This is a genomic window from Bacteroides stercorirosoris, assembly GCF_900142015.1.
GTDB classification, from domain to species: domain Bacteria; phylum Bacteroidota; class Bacteroidia; order Bacteroidales; family Bacteroidaceae; genus Bacteroides; species Bacteroides stercorirosoris.
This window is the reverse complement of the sequence record NZ_FQZN01000004.1, coordinates 42317-58826: the sequence shown is the minus strand read 5'-3', so window position 1 is coordinate 58826 and position 16510 is coordinate 42317. Positions and strand designations below refer to the sequence as shown.

Annotated in this window: 10 protein-coding genes; 6 read left to right on the top strand and 4 right to left on the bottom strand. The window is 46.9% G+C overall.

Translation table 11 applies throughout. The annotated features are described in order from the left end of the window. Positions 1-31: 31 nt before the first annotated feature. Positions 32-1192, bottom strand: coding sequence for an MFS transporter (locus BUC01_RS04475; RefSeq protein WP_025831599.1), 1161 nt, complete (start codon positions 1190-1192; stop codon positions 32-34). A 206-nt stretch (positions 1193-1398) separates the two neighbouring features. Between BUC01_RS04475 and BUC01_RS04470 the strand changes: the two genes are divergently transcribed. Then, positions 1399-2271: an aldose 1-epimerase family protein gene (locus tag BUC01_RS04470; protein WP_025831598.1), complete on the top strand. Its 873-nt coding sequence runs from the start codon at positions 1399-1401 to the stop codon at positions 2269-2271. Between the two features lie 177 nt (positions 2272-2448). On the opposite strand, the gene BUC01_RS04465 is transcribed toward BUC01_RS04470, so the two are convergent. Further along, positions 2449-4251: a glycoside hydrolase family 32 protein gene (locus BUC01_RS04465; protein WP_081795786.1), complete on the bottom strand. Its 1803-nt coding sequence runs from the start codon at positions 4249-4251 to the stop codon at positions 2449-2451. Positions 4252-4740: 489 nt separating this feature from the next. On the opposite strand from BUC01_RS04465, the gene BUC01_RS04460 reads away from it, so the two are divergent. Genes BUC01_RS04460 through BUC01_RS04445 form a run of 4 tightly spaced genes read left to right on the top strand, consistent with a single transcriptional unit; the run spans position 4741 to position 12594 of the window. Continuing rightward, the gene (locus BUC01_RS04460) at positions 4741-7803 is read left to right on the top strand and encodes a SusC/RagA family TonB-linked outer membrane protein (protein ID WP_394363901.1); all 3063 of its coding nucleotides are present in this window, start codon (positions 4741-4743) and stop codon (positions 7801-7803) included. 19 nt (positions 7804-7822) lie between these two features. Next, complete coding sequence (locus BUC01_RS04455; protein WP_073312860.1) at positions 7823-9556, top strand: RagB/SusD family nutrient uptake outer membrane protein; 1734 nt, start codon at positions 7823-7825, stop codon at positions 9554-9556. Between the two features lie 21 nt (positions 9557-9577). Then, positions 9578-10981: a DUF4960 domain-containing protein gene (locus tag BUC01_RS04450; RefSeq protein ID WP_073312858.1), complete on the top strand. Its 1404-nt coding sequence runs from the start codon at positions 9578-9580 to the stop codon at positions 10979-10981. A gap of 11 nt (positions 10982-10992) precedes the next feature. After that, a complete protein-coding gene (locus BUC01_RS04445; protein ID WP_073312856.1) occupies positions 10993-12594 on the top strand; it encodes a glycoside hydrolase domain-containing protein in 1602 nt (533 codons plus the stop codon). A gap of 217 nt (positions 12595-12811) precedes the next feature. Here BUC01_RS04445 and BUC01_RS04440 read toward each other — a convergent pair whose 3' ends face one another. Beyond that, positions 12812-13936, bottom strand: a complete 1125-nt coding sequence (locus BUC01_RS04440; RefSeq protein WP_025831596.1) for an AAA family ATPase — start codon at positions 13934-13936, stop codon at positions 12812-12814. Between the two features lie 120 nt (positions 13937-14056). Then, the gene (locus tag BUC01_RS04435; protein ID WP_025831595.1) at positions 14057-14905 is read right to left on the bottom strand and encodes a patatin-like phospholipase family protein; all 849 of its coding nucleotides are present in this window, start codon (positions 14903-14905) and stop codon (positions 14057-14059) included. Positions 14906-14999: 94 nt separating this feature from the next. Here BUC01_RS04435 and BUC01_RS04430 point away from each other — a divergent pair, with 94 nt between their 5' ends. Further along, the gene (locus BUC01_RS04430; RefSeq protein ID WP_025831594.1) at positions 15000-16187 is read left to right on the top strand and encodes a C1 family peptidase; all 1188 of its coding nucleotides are present in this window, start codon (positions 15000-15002) and stop codon (positions 16185-16187) included. The last annotated feature ends 323 nt before the right edge of the window (positions 16188-16510 follow it).

Here is a 16510-nt window from a genome sequence, read left to right as displayed (position 1 = left end):
ATATAATTATGAATTATGGTTAGATATAAAGTTATTTTTTAATCTTCAAAGTATAAGACAGCAGATATAGCACTCCGACAGTCATTACCGCTACCGCACCGCTCTGCCCTACCGCATCGCTTGCCAGTCCCATTGCCAACGGAAATACGGTTCCGCCGAAAAGTCCCATAATCATCAGACCGGAAACTTCGTTCTTCTTGCCCGGCATATATAGCAACGCCTGCGAGAAGACAATCGAAAAGATATTCGAGTTACCGAAACCTATCAACGCTATGCAAATATAAATAGTTGTTTTGGAATGGAAAGCAAAAAGCCCGATCATTGCAATCAACATCAGGAAACTACTGATGGCAAAGAACGACTTCGCATTCATCTTCCGCAGAATAAAAGAACCCGTGAAACAGCCTGCCGTACGGAAAATGAAATAAAGGCTCGTAGCAAATGCGGCGTCATCCAGTCCCATGCCCAGACGCTCCATCAGGATTTTAGGAGCGGTGGTATTCGTACCTACATCAATTCCCACATGGCACATGATGCCGATGAAAGAAAGCAAAATGAACGGTTTGGCCAACAAAGCCAGACACTGGCTGAACGTGGAAGGTTTTCCCTCCTCTTTCTCTTCGGTGATTTGCGTCTGTCCCAACAGTAAAACCGCAATCACAGCTATCACCATATAAATAGGGAACAGCACGCGCCAACCCATACCGAAGGACGGAATAGCCTGCGTAGCCCCCCACATGGCAATGTAAGGTGCAAGGAATGAGGCAATCGCTTTTATAAATTGTCCGAAAGTTAGGCTACTTGCCAGCCGGTCACCCCTGACAATATTAGAGAGCAACGGATTCAGTGAAGTCTGCATCAATGCATTTCCAATCCCCAATAAAGAGAAAGAAAGTAGCATCAACATATAACTATCACCGAAAACGGGTAACAAAAGGGAAGCGAATGTCACCACCAAACTAAGGAGTACCGTCTTTTTCTGTCCGATACGGCTCATCAGCATACCCGTCGGTACGGAGAAAATCAAGAACCAGAAGAAAACCAGCGAAGGAAAAATGTTAGCCTGTGAGTCTGTCAGACCTAAATCGGCTTTTACATAATTGGAGGCGATACCCACCAAATCGACGAATCCCATGGCGAAGAAACAGAACATCACCGGGACAAGCTTAGATAACGAAGAATTAGATTTCATTGTTCTATGGTATTAATTTAAGTATATTCCTGCTCGGGAAAGCACGTTGCAAAGGAAGCGAATCTTAAGACAATAGGGTATCACTTTTGTTACAAAGAGTAGCAATTATGATACGAAGCTCTTTTTTACGCCTATTTGAGAGCTATTATCTGTCTTTTTGTCTATTTTTGTGGGAGATTATACAAAGAAACTTTTTAAACAACAAGATGGAAACACTCTTTAATGGACGACTTAGCATCGAAGTCTCTGCACATGGAGCAGAACTATGCAGCATTTTTGCCAACGCAAAAGAATACCTGTGGCAGGCTGAACCGGAATTCTGGAAACGCCACTCACCTGTACTCTTCCCTATTGTAGGTAGCGTATGGGAAAACGAATACCGGAATGAAGGCTCTACTTATGTGCTCACGCAACATGGTTTTGCCCGCGACATGGAATTCAAATTAATATTAGAACAGAATGACGAACTGCGTTATCAACTGGTCAGCAACGAAGAAACGCTGAAGAAATATCCTTTCCCGTTCTGCCTCGAAATCGGTTACCGCATCCGCGACAAGAAAATCGACGTCATGTGGGAAGTGAAGAATACCGGAGAAAAAGAAATGCACTTCCAGATAGGTGCACACCCGGCATTCTATTACCCGGATTTCGATGCTGAAACTCAGGAACGGGGATTCTTCGGGTTCAACAAGAAAAGCGGATTGAAATATATCCTGATTTCCGAGAAAGGTTGTGCCGACCCGGACACTGAATACCCGTTGAAACTGACCGATGAACTTTTGCCATTGGATACACATACATTCGATAAGGACGCACTGATACTGGAAGGCAGCCAGGTGAGAAAGGTGACTCTATATAATAAGGAGAAGAAACCTTATCTCAGTCTGCATTTTGATGCTCCCGTGGTGGGGTTATGGTCGCCACCGGCAAAGAATGCTCCGTTTGTCTGCATAGAGCCGTGGTATGGGCGGTGTGACAGGGCACACTACACAGGTGAGTATAAGGATAAGGATTGGGTGCAGCATCTGCAACCCGAAGAAACGTTCAGAGGAAAATATACGATTGAGATAGAGGAATAAAAGAGAAACAGGACAATTTAAAGGTCTTCCCCGTACCCGGTCCGTATCAACTCCGTAGCAAGGCCGTAGCAAATTCGGTTCTATAGCTACGGAGATGATACGGAGTTGATACGGTTCGGGTACGGGGAAGAGGAAAAACAGAACATTCTTACGAATGTGTTTTCATCACAAATTTAGCTATTTCAGCTTATAAACCTGGAATGAACTTACCGTGTAGCTTCCACCTTTAGCATAGAAACTGATACGGTTATAAGGTTCCGAAGGAAATACCAGGTTTGTCATCGCCAGACGTCCGTCGTCACCGAATATCTCGATACTGGACTTATCTATAAAGATACGTAGCTTCATCTCATAGTTATCTTCTATCGGAGCGAATGTTACCACAGGGAAGTCCGGACTGAACGATACGATTCCGCTTTTGGTACGATCCATTGCAAACTTCTTCTCTACCAAATTATAGTAGATATCCACTTCTTCCCCTTTCGAGTTGAAAAGTTGGAAACCAATGACTTCCGCATTTCTGTTCTTGATGGTCATCTCTATTTCATACGAACCGGCATTGTCAGCGAGAAGTTTATCCATATTATAGGTACGGTCTACTTTGAAAGAACGCTTCTTCTCCCCTTTTCCGCGTAATGTCAGGAGTTCACGCGAAGGGGATGACTTCAGATAAGTCTCGCCGTCCGAAGTATAAAGACTCAAATCGCGGGGAACGGAATTGCCACTGCGGTATTGCGTGGTCGGCACATTGTTGGCGTACTGCCAATTGCTCATCCATGCCAGGGCTATATGGCGTCCTTCGGGAGCATTACTCCATGTTACGGTAGCATAATGGTCTTTTCCCCAGTCCATCCACTTTGTCATTTTCGGGGATTCATTCACAAAGGTCTTTCCGTCGAAGGTTCCTACAAAATATTGGGTAGCGCTACCGCCGAAAGGTCCTCCGGGGTTGATGTTGCAAATCAATACCCACTTTTTCAGTTCAGTGCCTTCGATGGGCAGTTCAATCAGATCGGGACACTCCCAGACACCGCCATGAGCACCCTGACCCTCACCGAAACTACTTTCATAGGTCCAGTCTTTCAGGTTGGCAGAAGAGTAGAACTGCATTTCCTGACCTACGGCAAGTACCATAATCCACTTGTCGGTGGCATCGTGCCAGAATACTTTCGGGTCGCGGAAGTCGCGTTGGGTGGAAGTCAGTATCGGATTGCGTGCATACTTCTTGAAGGTTTTCCCATTGTCAAGGCTATAAGCCATGCTCTGCACCTGGCGCTCGCTTGCCGAGGTATAGAAAGCGATGATGGCTCCGGCACCGAAACCTGCCGTATTATCTTTATCCACTACGCAAGAGCCACTGAAGATGGTGCCCAATGCATCGGGTGCAATGGCTACCGGCTGGTGTTCCCAGGACACAAGGTCAACGCTGATGGCATGTCCCCAATGCATATTTCCCCACATGGAACCATACGGGTTGTATTGATAAAACAGGTGATACACACCATCCTTATAGACCATGCCATTCGGGTCGTTCATCCATCCATATTGAGGGGTGAAGTGATAGAGCGGACGGAAGTCTTCACAGTTGGCAGTATCGAAAGTATCGGAAAGTTTCATCTCATTCCAGCAAATGGCCGTGTCGGGGATGAGCTGGAAATTAAAGGAGAGTGATTGATTATCAAATCCGGAAAGATCCACCGGAACAAAATAATCTACTTTATTGATAGCCAGACGGACGTTCATGTTGCGCACTACGTCATTATTCGCAATCATATAGAGTTTAGCCTCCGGAGAAGTTTCTTCTACGGGAAGCAACAGGAATTTCTTTTGATTCTCAATCTGGACAATGCTCTGTCCGTCGCCTAAATGTTTAATCACGAAAGGAGGATTAATAGCCTGGCACGAGAAAACAGACCATACAGTACCTATTATAAAGGCGAAAGTCCACCGTGCTGTTAACAAATAGTTTTTTAGATTCATGATGTTTCTTGGTATTAAAAAAACAGTTAATAATTGGTTGCCCGGGAAAGCACTTTGCAAAGGAAGAGATTTTCAGGGAAAGAAGCTGCCATTTATGTTTCATAAACTAACAAAATTGATACCAGAGGGGAGGTCGAGGCAAGATTAGTTCATTTTTGATGGGTTTTGATGCACCACAGATTACACAGATTTACACAGATTAGGGAAGAAATCTCTGATTATTAACAAATTAAATCTATGCTAATCTGTGTAATCTGTGGTGAAATAATTCATTTCTTATCAATTCTGTATCAAATTTACCAGCATCCGAAACATAAATTACAGCTTCTTTCCCGAAAATCCCCTTTCTTTGCAACATCAAAACATGACTCGGGAAAGCCGGTTTTGAGAGGTAATCCATTGCGATTACAAACAAAGTAAACTATTAAATTAAAATCTAAAAACATGGAAGGCATAAAAAAATCACTTCTATTTGCACTATTTCTTCTGATGTGCACGCTTGCACAGGCGCAAAGCCTGACCGTACAAGGAAAGGTGGTTTCTAAGACCGATGGGGAGCCAATCATCGGTGCAACAATAATAGAAACCAATCAGACCGCCAACGGTACCATTACTAATATCGACGGCGAATTTACATTATCCGTAGCCCAAGGTGCAGAGCTTACTATTTCTTATATAGGCTTCAAGACCGTGAATGTGAAAGCGCAAGCCTCACTGAGCATCACTCTGGAAGAAGAATCCGAAATGCTACAGGAAATTGTAGTTACCGGCTACACCACCCAACGCAAGGCCGACCTGACCGGAGCCATCTCCGTAGTCAGCATGGACGAAATTGCCAAGCAAAACGAAAACAACCCGATAAAGGCTTTGCAGGGACGCGTGCCCGGTATGAACATCACAGCCGACGGTAATCCCAGTGGAAACACCACGGTACGCATCCGCGGTATAGGAACCCTGAACAACAATGATCCTCTTTATATTATAGACGGTGTACCCACCAAATCGGGCATGCACGAACTGAACGGCAACGACATCGAATCCATCCAAGTACTGAAAGATGCCGCCTCAGCCTCCATCTACGGTTCGCGCGCTGCAAACGGTGTCATCATCATCACTACAAAGAAGGGTAAAGAAGGACAAGTGAAAATCAACTTCGACGCATCCGTCGCCGCTTCCATGTACACCAATAAGATGGAAGTGCTGAATACGGAAGAATATGGCCGCGCCATGTGGCAGGCTTACGTGAACGAAGGACAGGACCCCAATACCAATGCACTGGGTTATAAATACAACTGGGGTTATGATACCAACGGCTATCCCCAACTGAACGGCATCAGCATGTCCAAGTATCTGGATTCCGCCAATACAGTACCGGCTGCCGACACGGACTGGTTTGATGAAACGACACGCACAGGTGTAATCCAGCAATACAATGTATCTGTAAGCAACGGTTCGGAGAAAGGTTCCTCTTTCTTCTCTCTGGGATATTACAAGAATCTGGGTATCATCAAGGACAGTGACTTTGAACGTTTCTCCGCCCGCATGAACTCCAGTTACAATCTGATTGGCAAAGTGCTGACCGTGGGAGAGCATTTCACCTTGAACCGCACTTCGGAAGTACAGGCACCGGGCGGGTTCCTGCAAAATGTATTGCAGTTCAACCCTTCACTGCCGGTGCGTGACATCAACGGAGAATATGCAGGTCCGGTGGGCGGTTACCCCGACCGTGAAAACCCGGTGGCACGTCTGGAACGTAACTCCGATAACCGCTATACTTACTGGCGCATGTTTGGTGATGCCTACATCAACCTGAATCCCTTCAAAGGATTCAATGTACGTTCCACATTCGGACTGGACTATGCACAGAAATCGCAACGCATCTTCACTTACCCGATTACCGAAGGCAACGTGGCAAATGACAAGAATGCCGTGGAAGCCAAACAGGAACACTGGACGAAATGGATGTGGAATGCCATTGCTACCTATAATCTGGAAATCGGCAAGCACCGTGGTGATGCCATGATCGGTATGGAGCTGAACCGTGAAGATGATATTCACTTCTCCGGTTATAAAGAGGATTACGCCATCCTGACTCCCGACTATATGTGGCCGGATGCCGGTTCGGGCACTGCCCAGGCTTACGGTGCCGGTGAAGGTTATTCGCTGGTTTCCTTCTTCGGAAAACTGAACTATACATATGATGATAAATATCTGTTCTCTGTAACGGTTCGCCGTGACGGTTCTTCACGCTTCGGTAAGAATAACCGCTACGCCACTTTTCCTTCCGTGTCACTGGGATGGCGTCTGAATCGTGAGAAGTTCATGCAGAATCTCACCTGGATAGACGATTTGAAAATCCGCGGTTCATGGGGACAGACCGGTAACCAGGAAATCTCCAATATCGCCCGTTACACGATTTACGTTCCCAACTATGGTGTGACGGAATCAGGCGGTCAGAGTTACGGCACTTCTTACGACATTGCCGGAACCAATGGCGGAAGCATTCTTCAATCCGGTTTCAAGCGCAACCAAATCGGTAATGACAACATCAAATGGGAAACAACCACACAGACCAACCTGGGTATCGACTTCTCCCTGTTCAAACAAAGCCTGTATGGTTCGTTCGACTGGTTCTACAAAAAGACAACGGACATCCTGGTACAGATGGCAGGTATCGCAGCCATGGGCGAAGGCAGCAGCCAATGGATCAATGCCGGAGAGATGAAAAACATGGGTGTGGAGCTCAATCTCGGTTATCGCAACCAGACTTCATTCGGATTGAAATATGACCTGAATGCCAACGTCTCCACCTACCGGAATGAAATCACCAAACTACCCGCCACCGTAGCAGCCAACGGTACTTTCGGCGGTAATGGCGTACAAAGCGTTATCGGCCATGCCAATGGTTCGCAGGTGGGTTACGTGGCCGACGGCATCTTCAAATCGCAAGAGGAAGTTGACAACCATGCCACCCAGGAAGGTGCCGGAGTGGGACGCATCCGCTGGCGCGACCTGGACAATAACGGCATCATCAACGAGAAAGACCAGAAGTGGATATACGACCCGACGCCTGCATTCAGCTATGGTCTGAATATCTATCTTGAATACAAGAACTTCGACCTCACCATGTTCTGGCAAGGCGTTCAGGGAGTAGACGTAATCAGTGACCTGAAAAAAGAAACAGACCTTTGGAGCGGCCTCAACATCGGTTTCCTGAATAAGGGTAAACGGGTGCTCGATGCCTGGTCTCCGACTAACCCGAATTCTGATATTCCGGCACTGTCGCGCAGCGATATAAACAATGAGAAGCGCGTTTCAACTTATTTCGTAGAGAATGGCTCGTTCCTGAAACTGCGCAATATACAGATAGGTTACAATGTTCCGAAAGCCTTCTCCCAAAAGCTGAAAATGGACCGTCTGCGCTTCTATGTAAGTGCCCAGAACTTGCTGACCATCAAGAGCAAGGAGTTTACCGGAGTAGACCCGGAGAATGCCAACTATGGTTATCCTATCCCGATGAATCTGACTTTCGGAGTTAATGTAGGTTTCTAAATCAATAAATCAATTACTTATGAGAAAATTAATATATACAGCAGTTTTAGGTCTTTCCCTGATGTGCGGCAGTTGCACAGATTTTCTGGAAGACCAGCTCCCCCAGGGAACCATCAGCGATGAACAACTGAAGGACCCGGCATACATCGACAATCTGGTAATCTCCGCCTATGCCGTGTGGATTACCGCCGAAGATATCAATTCTTCTTTCTCCATGTGGAACTACGACGTACGCTCGGACGATGCCTACAAAGGTGGAAACGGTACGGAAGACGGTGACGTATTCCATGCACTGGACATCTCGCAGGGCATCATGACTACGGCATGGAACATCAGCGACATGTGGCAACGCCTGTACAACTGTATCTCACGCGTCAACACCTCCCTGCAACTTCTGGAGCAGGTAGACGAAAGCACCTATTCACTGAAACAACAGCGCATTGCCGAAATGAGATTCCTGCGTGCCCACGGACACTTCCTCCTGAAACGCCTGTACAAGAAGATTCCGTTTGCCAATGATGCCAACCTGTCACCGGAAGAATACAATTACCTTTCCAATACTACCTATAGCAACGACGAAGGCTGGCAGCAGATTGCCGACGATTTTCAGTTCGCCTATGACAACCTCCCCGTGAAGCAGGCCGACAAGGGACGTCCTGCCAAAGCCGCCGCGGCAGCTTATCTGGCTAAGACTTATCTCTATAAAGCTTATCACCAAGACAATGCGGACAACCACGAAGTGACGAGTATCAGCACGGAAGACCTGGTGAAAGTGGTGCAGTACACGGACAAAGCCATCATGTCGGCAGGCGGCTACGGACTGGAATCTGACTTTCAGAATAACTTCCGTCCGGAACCTCAGTACGAGAATGGCGTTGAATCTCTGTGGGCCATGCAATACTCCATGAACGACGGTACCAAAAACGGTAACTGTAACTGGTCCTACGGTTTGATTGTTCCCAATATTCCGGGGGTCACCGATGGCGGTTGCGACTTCTACAAGCCCAGCCAGAATCTGGTGAACGCATTCAGGACAGACGCTAATGGATATCCGCTACTGGATGCTTTCAACAGCCGTGATTACAATTCACAGTCCGATTATGCCGACCCGCGCCTTTTCCTCACGGTAGGTATGCCCGGATTCCCGTATGAGTTCAATAAGAAGTATATGATGGACGAATCGACTACCTGGAGCCGCAGCAACGGACTTTATGGCTACTATGTCACCCTGAAACACAATATAGACCCTGATGGCGGTTACCTTATCAAAGGTTCCTGGTGGGGTTCACCGATGAACCGTATCGTTCTGCGCTACTCGGACGTACTGTTGATGCGTGCCGAAGCATTAATCCAACTGAACGACGGGCGCACCAGCGAAGCCATCGACCTGATAAACGAAGTGCGCAACCGTGCCAAACAAAGTACGGCAGCCATCGCCGACTACGAAATGGAATATGGCGTACGCTTCAACGTGCAGCCCTATACGGGAAGTTACTCACAAGCGGATGCCCTGAAATTGCTGAAGTTTGAACGCCGTGTGGAGCTGGCTTTGGAATCGGAACGTTTCTTCGACCTCGTGAGATGGGGGGAAGCAGCAGAAGTGTTGAACAAGTTCTATGCCGAAGAAGCTGCCGACTGCACCATCTACACCAATGCGTCATTCACTAAAAACAAGAATGAGTATCTGCCTATTCCGTTTGCACAGATGAGCGCCAGCAATGGAAACTATTCACAGAACTGCGGTAACTGGTAACCTTTTAAAAACAAGAATATCATGAAATCAATATTGAATAAACTAAATACGCTTCTCCTGGGCACTGCACTGATGTTTACCCTCCCGGGATGTAGCGATGACAATAGATCCAACCTTCAACTGGACGGCGACACATGGCTGACCGCCTTTGAACTGGATGAAAATTATGCAGGGGCAATCGACCGGACAAACAAGACCATAACCGTAGCAGTTCCTGAGGTGTATGACACGGATGCAATGAAAGTCACGGGTATTGAAGTGTCCGAAGGCGCCGTAGCTTCGGTAAAGGCGGGCGATGTACTGAACTTCTCGTTTCCGCAGGTGGTAAAAGTGACCAACGGAGATGTTTTTCTGGATTATACGGTCAACATCAAGCATGATGAAGCCAAAATTCTTTCATTCAAGCTGAATGATGCATACGCCGGAGTGATTGACCAAAGCAAACGCACCATCACCGTGCGCATCCCCAGTACGGTGGATGTAAGAAACCTGGTTCCTGTAATCACCACTTCGGCAGGAGCGGTAGTTATGCCGGCATCCGGTCAGGCGGTCGACTTTACCAACCCTGTGGAATTCACTGTTTCGTATAATACCGCAACTGCCGTTTATACGGTTACGGTTATCCCTACCGATGCTCCAAGTGCCGTATATATAGGCTTGGCAGCAACGCTGGACGAACTGAACCCGGAAGAGAAAGAGGCGGCCACCTGGATGCTGAACAATGTTGCCAACGCACAGTACATCTCCTTTGCCGATGTGCAGGCAGGACGGGTTGACCTGAGCGAATGCGAACTCATGTGGTGGCACCTGCACATAGACGGCGGTATCGACAATATGGATAAATTTGATAATGCAGCCCCTGCGGCAGTCAGCGCACTGGTGAAGATGAAGGAACTGTATAACAACGGTATGAACCTGTTGCTCACCCGCTACGCTACCTATTATGCTGCCAAACTGGGTGCTACCCTGGACGGCAACAACCCGAACAACTGCTGGGGACAATCGGAAGAAAGCGGTGAAATAACCGGTGGTGCCTGGAACTTCTTCATCCAGGGACACGAGTCTCACCCACTCTATCAGAACCTGATAATGAACAGTGGCGAAACGGACAAGGTCTACACCTTCGATGCCGGCTACCGGACAACCAACAGCACGGCACAATGGCACATCGGTTCCGATTGGGGCGGCTATGCTACGAATGAAGTATGGCGTACCAACCATGGCGGCATCGACCTGGGTTATGGCGGCGACGGAGCCATCGTGGCATGGGAATATCCGGCAGATGGCACCAAAGGCGGAATTATATGTATCGGTTCGGGATGCTATGACTGGTATGCTTACGGAGTAGACGCTTCGGCAGATAAGTACCACGGCAATGTGGGCAGACTGACAGAGAATGCAATCAACTATTTAACGGGTAAATAAAAAACTAATATATGAAAACAATGATATATTCACTTACATTGGCTGCAATGATGGTCACTTCCTTCAGCAGTTGCAACGATGACAATGATCCGGTTCTGACTCAAAAGGACTGGAACGGGACAGCCACTTACTTTGCTTCGACGGACGCAATGAATTTCGATACATACTATAAACCTTATGTGGGCTATGTAGGCGACCCGATGCCATTTTACGATGCGCAGGCAGGGGATTTCAAAATCATGTATCTACAGGAATACCGCCCGAACCAGGCAGGCACTTACCACCCTATATGGGCGGTAAGTACCCAAGATGCCGCCTCATACACCTCTATGGGAGAACTGATTTCCTGCGGCGGACTGGCGGAACAGGATGCAGCCATCGGAACGGGAAGCACAATCTATAATCCTTCGGACGGTTTGTACTATACCTTCTATACAGGCAACAAATATCAACCCACTTCATCCCAGAACGGGCAGGTCGTAATGTACGCCACCTCTCCCGACTTCAAGACGTGGACCAAGAACCGCACTTTCTATCTGAAAGGTGACACCGACGGATACAGCAAGAACGATTTCCGCGACCCCTTTGTATTTGAGGGAGAAGACGGGAAGTATCACATGCTCGTTTCTACCGTGAAGAGTGGCAAAGGCGTACTGGCGGAATACACCTCTGCGGATATGAAAACCTGGGAACACGCCGGTGTATTCATGACCATGATGTGGGACCGTTTCTATGAATGTCCCGACGTCTTCAAAATGGGCGACTGGTGGTATCTGGTTTATTCGGAAATGCATGCGGCCGTACGCAAGGTGCAATACTTCAAAGGACGCACCCTCGACGAGCTGAAAGCCACCACAGCAAATGATGCCGGCATCTGGCCCGATGACCACGAAGGTTTCCTCGATTCCCGTGGTTTCTATGCCGGAAAAACAGCTTCGGATGGTACCAACCGGTATATCTGGGGATGGTGCCCCACCCGCTCGGGCAACGACAACACCGCAGTCGGCGCTTCTCCCAACGAACCGGAATGGGCAGGTAGCCTGGTTGCGCACAAAATCATCCAGCATGAAGACGGAACACTGTCTTTGGGACTGATAGAAGGTATCAGCCGGAAATATACAACCGATTCTGACGTGAAGGTCATGGAAAAGAGTAACGGGGTATCTGAAAGTAACGGCAGCTACACACTGACGGACAATGCGTATGTACTTTTCAACCGCCTGAATGTATGCAACAAGATTTCGTTTACCGTAAAGACGGCAAGCAATGCGGATAGATTCGGTATTTCTCTGGTGCGTGGCACTGACTCTAAAAAGTACTACACTATTGTGGTGAACCCGGAAGATAACAATAACAAGCGGAAGATTAACTTTGAGGAAGAGGGAGATGAAGGCAAAGGCTTCATTGACGGAATAGACGGTTATCTGTTCCCCACTCCTTCCGACAATGTATATCATGTAACAATCTGCACGGACAACTCGATTTGTGTGGTCTACATCAATGACAATGTGGCTTATACGAACCGCATTTATGGGATGCAGAAGAATCCGTGGTCTGTTAACAGCTACTCGGGAAGTGTGGAAGTCAGCAACGTGAAAGTCAGCTATTACTAAACGGAGAAACATAGCTAATTTTTACCTTCGTTATATATTTCCCCGAAGACCGTCTGGAATATATTCTGAGAGGGGGTATAATCAGTATACGACTGAATAGGGATGAGTATACGACTGAACCCTATTCAGTCGTATACTGAATCTCATTCAATCCGGCACTGAACTTACGAATGCCGGGGAAGCATTATGTTTTGTGTAATTTTCGTACGCTTATGAATTAATGCTCCTCTTTAGATAACCATATACTAAAGAAAAGGTCGTACACCTGATAAGAGTCACGCTCTTTTGTGATGAAATCCTTATCAAGCAATCCCGCCAACGCTGAGCGCACAGAACTGGGAGATACCAATCCATGACGTTTAGAAAAGGCACCGGAAACTACATTGCGCGCCTGTCCTTCCCGATTGATGGCAATCAGCACTTGTTTCTGTTTTTCGGGCAGTTGGTATAGTAATTCGGCATAAGTATCTGCCGTGAAGTTAACAATGTAGTTGATGGCGTCTTCTATCATTTCCATACCACATGTAGCTCCCTCAGGAGTTTTCAGAAAAAGGATATTCATTATTTTCTGCAAGTAGAAAGTACCACCACGAAAACGGTCGTAAAGCACATTCACCACCTCGGGCAAAAGTACCTTTTTGTGCTCCCGAAAATGACGAATGGCAAACTCTGTATACTTTTCAAGAGGGATAGGAGGCAAATTCATGATAGTGACACTCTGGTAAAACGGCCGTGAGGGAGAGGTAAAAATAGTCCCCATCAGATGACGCTGTGATCCGGAAAAGACGAAGCGGGCATTACTGCAATATTGCACATAGGTACGCAGTGTAGCCTCAATGGTATCTTCCGGATACTTCCCTATCTGCTGAAATTCATCAATAGCTATCAGGCAGGGACGGTCGGCATGCTGCAAATAATGGAATATCTCATCAAGAGAAGCGGCAGGATTGGTTATGTCACCAAGTCCTATGTTCCAGGAAGGAACTCCACCTATATCATAAGTGATGCCTGCCTGTAAAGAAGCAATAGCATTCACAAAATTCTCCCAGACTTTACGTCCCCGTGGCTTCAAGGCATCCAGAATAACCTTTCCGAATTTATTCACGAAATCACGCAACGAACGGGTAGCATAAATATCTACTATAAAAGTATAATAGTGTTCCGCTACCTCAGGTTGGGAAAAACAATGACGAATCAAATCCGTCTTTCCATAACGACGGGGAGAAATAAGCGCTATGTTATTTCCGTTAAGCAACAACGTAGTAATATCCTTAGTCTCTGTTTCCCGGTCGCAGAAAAACTTCGGAGAAACATAACCGTTGGTTACAAATGGATTGTTCATATCAGACCTCCTAAAGTTTGTAGTCCGACAAAGATAAGAATAAAGAAACGCATTGCCAAATAATGATTGCCATAAAGTGGCAATCATTATTTGGCAATGCGTTTACAATATCTTAATTAATCACTGAAAATCATACTTCGCCGCGCACGCATAGCCTTCCTCATACAAATCAGTCAGCTTCTGAATATCCCGTTCGATGCGGTCTACCATTACAGGTTTCTGCGGACGGATTACAGTAATTTCTCCCGCCTCTTCCATGCGCTCCACCATCTCCAGTTGTTCATTGTACACACGACAACGGCAACTTAACGCCTCACGCATCTTCGGGTATTTACGGTAGAGGAAAGAGGGAATGTGTATGTCCTTCGCTTCCTTGCGGTATCCACGGTTGCGGGTAAGCACCACCACATTATGCGTGAAACCCTCATTCCGGGCACGCATCAGGGGGATGCTGTCCACAATGCCCCCGTCGAGCATCGGCACATCGTCCACATAAGCAATGGGGCATACAAACGGAAGGCTGCTTGAAGCACGCACAATGTCAATCACCCGGCCTTTATCCTGCTTTTCCTCAAAATAGTTCGCCTCGCCCGTCACACAGTTCGTAGTGACCATTTCATAACGTTCCGGAGAACTGAAATAGGACTCGTAGTCATAAGGCAGAATATGCTCGGGGAACTCCTGAAACAGCAGGTCGAAGTCCATGATATTACGTTTCTTCAACAAATATTTCAGACCGATATACTGGTACTTCTCCAGCAAATCAATGTTACTGTACTTGGCGCGGCCGCGCTGACCGGACATGTAAGAAAGTCCGTTACAGGCTCCGGCGCTCACTCCGATAGTATAGGGGAAGCGGATGCCACGGTCCATAAAGCTGTCCAGCACGCCGCAAGTGAACACTCCGCGCATGCCGCCACCTTCAAGAACCAATCCTGTTTTTGGGTTGATATGTATCTTTTTCTCCATAATTATCTGAATTAACGCTCCAAAGATAGCTTTTGTTTCCGAAATCTCCCTATCTTTGTGCCAGTAACAATCAATTAAAATCAATTTAATCATGATGAAAAAGTCAATACTTATTGCCACTTTAGGCTTATTAAGTTTCAATGTGTCAGCACAAGACACTCCGAAGGCGGAAGAAGGCTTTATCTTCACCACCGTTAAAGAAAACCCGATTACGTCTGTTAAAAACCAAAACCGTTCGAGCACTTGCTGGAGCTTCTCGGCACTTGGTTTCCTCGAAAGCGAACTGCTGCGCATGGGCAAGGGAGAGTATGATTTATCAGAAATGTTTGTAGTGCACCACACAATGGTAGACCGCGGCGTGAACTATGTACGCTATCACGGCGACAGTTCTTTCTCACCCGGCGGAAGCTTCTACGACATCATGTTCTGCCTGAGAAACTACGGTCTTGTTCCGCAGGAAGCTATGCCGGGCATCATGTACGGTGACACGCTGCCGGTACACAATGAACTGGATGCAGTGGCCGGTGCTTACGTAAACGCTATTGCTAAAGGCAAACTGACCAAACTGACTCCAGTATGGAAGCAAGGTTTATCTGCTATCTATGACACTTACCTCGGCAAATGTCCCGAAACTTTCACTTACCAGGGTAAAGAATATACTCCGAAGACTTTTGCCGAATCTCTCGGCATCAATCCGGATGATTATGTATCTCTGACTTCATTCACTCACCATCCGTTCTACACCCAGATGAACATCGAAATCCAGGACAACTGGCGCAATGGTCTTTCTTACAACCTGCCTTTGATGGAATTCATGTCTGTCATCGACAATGCCGTTAATAACGGTTACACCGTAGCCTGGGGTAGCGACGTCAGCGAAAGCGGTTTCACCCGTGACGGTATCGCCGTAATGCCCGATGCTGACCGTGGTGCCGAACTCACAGGTTCTGACATGGCACGCTGGACAGGTCTTACTGCTGCCGACAAGCGCAAAGAACTGACTTCCCGTCCGTTGCCGGAAATCACCGTTACTCAGGAAATGCGCCAGACTGCATTCGACAATTGGGAAACCACCGATGACCACGGTATGCTTATCTACGGCATCGCCAAAGATCAGAACGGCAAAGAATACTATATGGTGAAAAACTCCTGGGGTACCAACAACAAGTACAAAGGCACTTGGTATGCTTCCAAGCCTTTCGTTGCTTACAAGACTATCAATGTTCTGGTACACAAAGATGCAGTGCCCAAGGCGCTGTTGAAGAAGCTGGGAATTAAATAAGTGATTAGAGGTTAGTGATAAGTGATTAGTACCATGCGGTGTAATAGCGCAGCTACTAATCACTTATCACTAATCACTAACCTCTAATCTCATTTCATCATCCTGCTATTAATATATTCCGTAAACTTATCCTTGTAATTCTCTCCTACGGGAATGTATATTTCTCAAGTGCACAATACTGTATTTTCTGTACTTTCATAGAGCAATCCCCCTCTTCTGATGCTCTTTCTTTTGCTCAAAACTTCCCCGTATGTGCATTTTTTGCCCTCATTTCTTGTCAGAACAAACAGTTTGACTAATTTTGCACGCTGATAATTAGTTAA

Coding starts and splice junctions, on each gene's coding strand:
- BUC01_RS04430 (WP_025831594.1), top strand. CDS start 15,000: ATGAAAAAGTCAATACTTATTGCCACTTTAGGCTTATTAAGTTTCAAT.
- BUC01_RS04455 (WP_073312860.1), top strand. CDS start 7,823: ATGAGAAAATTAATATATACAGCAGTTTTAGGTCTTTCCCTGATGTGC.
- BUC01_RS04475 (WP_025831599.1), bottom strand. CDS start 1,192: ATGAAATCTAATTCTTCGTTATCTAAGCTTGTCCCGGTGATGTTCTGT.
- BUC01_RS04445 (WP_073312856.1), top strand. CDS start 10,993: ATGAAAACAATGATATATTCACTTACATTGGCTGCAATGATGGTCACT.
- BUC01_RS04435 (WP_025831595.1), bottom strand. CDS start 14,905: ATGGAGAAAAAGATACATATCAACCCAAAAACAGGATTGGTTCTTGAA.
- BUC01_RS04470 (WP_025831598.1), top strand. CDS start 1,399: ATGGAAACACTCTTTAATGGACGACTTAGCATCGAAGTCTCTGCACAT.
- BUC01_RS04465 (WP_081795786.1), bottom strand. CDS start 4,251: ATGAATCTAAAAAACTATTTGTTAACAGCACGGTGGACTTTCGCCTTT.
- BUC01_RS04440 (WP_025831596.1), bottom strand. CDS start 13,936: ATGAACAATCCATTTGTAACCAACGGTTATGTTTCTCCGAAGTTTTTC.
- BUC01_RS04460 (WP_394363901.1), top strand. CDS start 4,741: ATGTGCACGCTTGCACAGGCGCAAAGCCTGACCGTACAAGGAAAGGTG.
- BUC01_RS04450 (WP_073312858.1), top strand. CDS start 9,578: ATGAAATCAATATTGAATAAACTAAATACGCTTCTCCTGGGCACTGCA.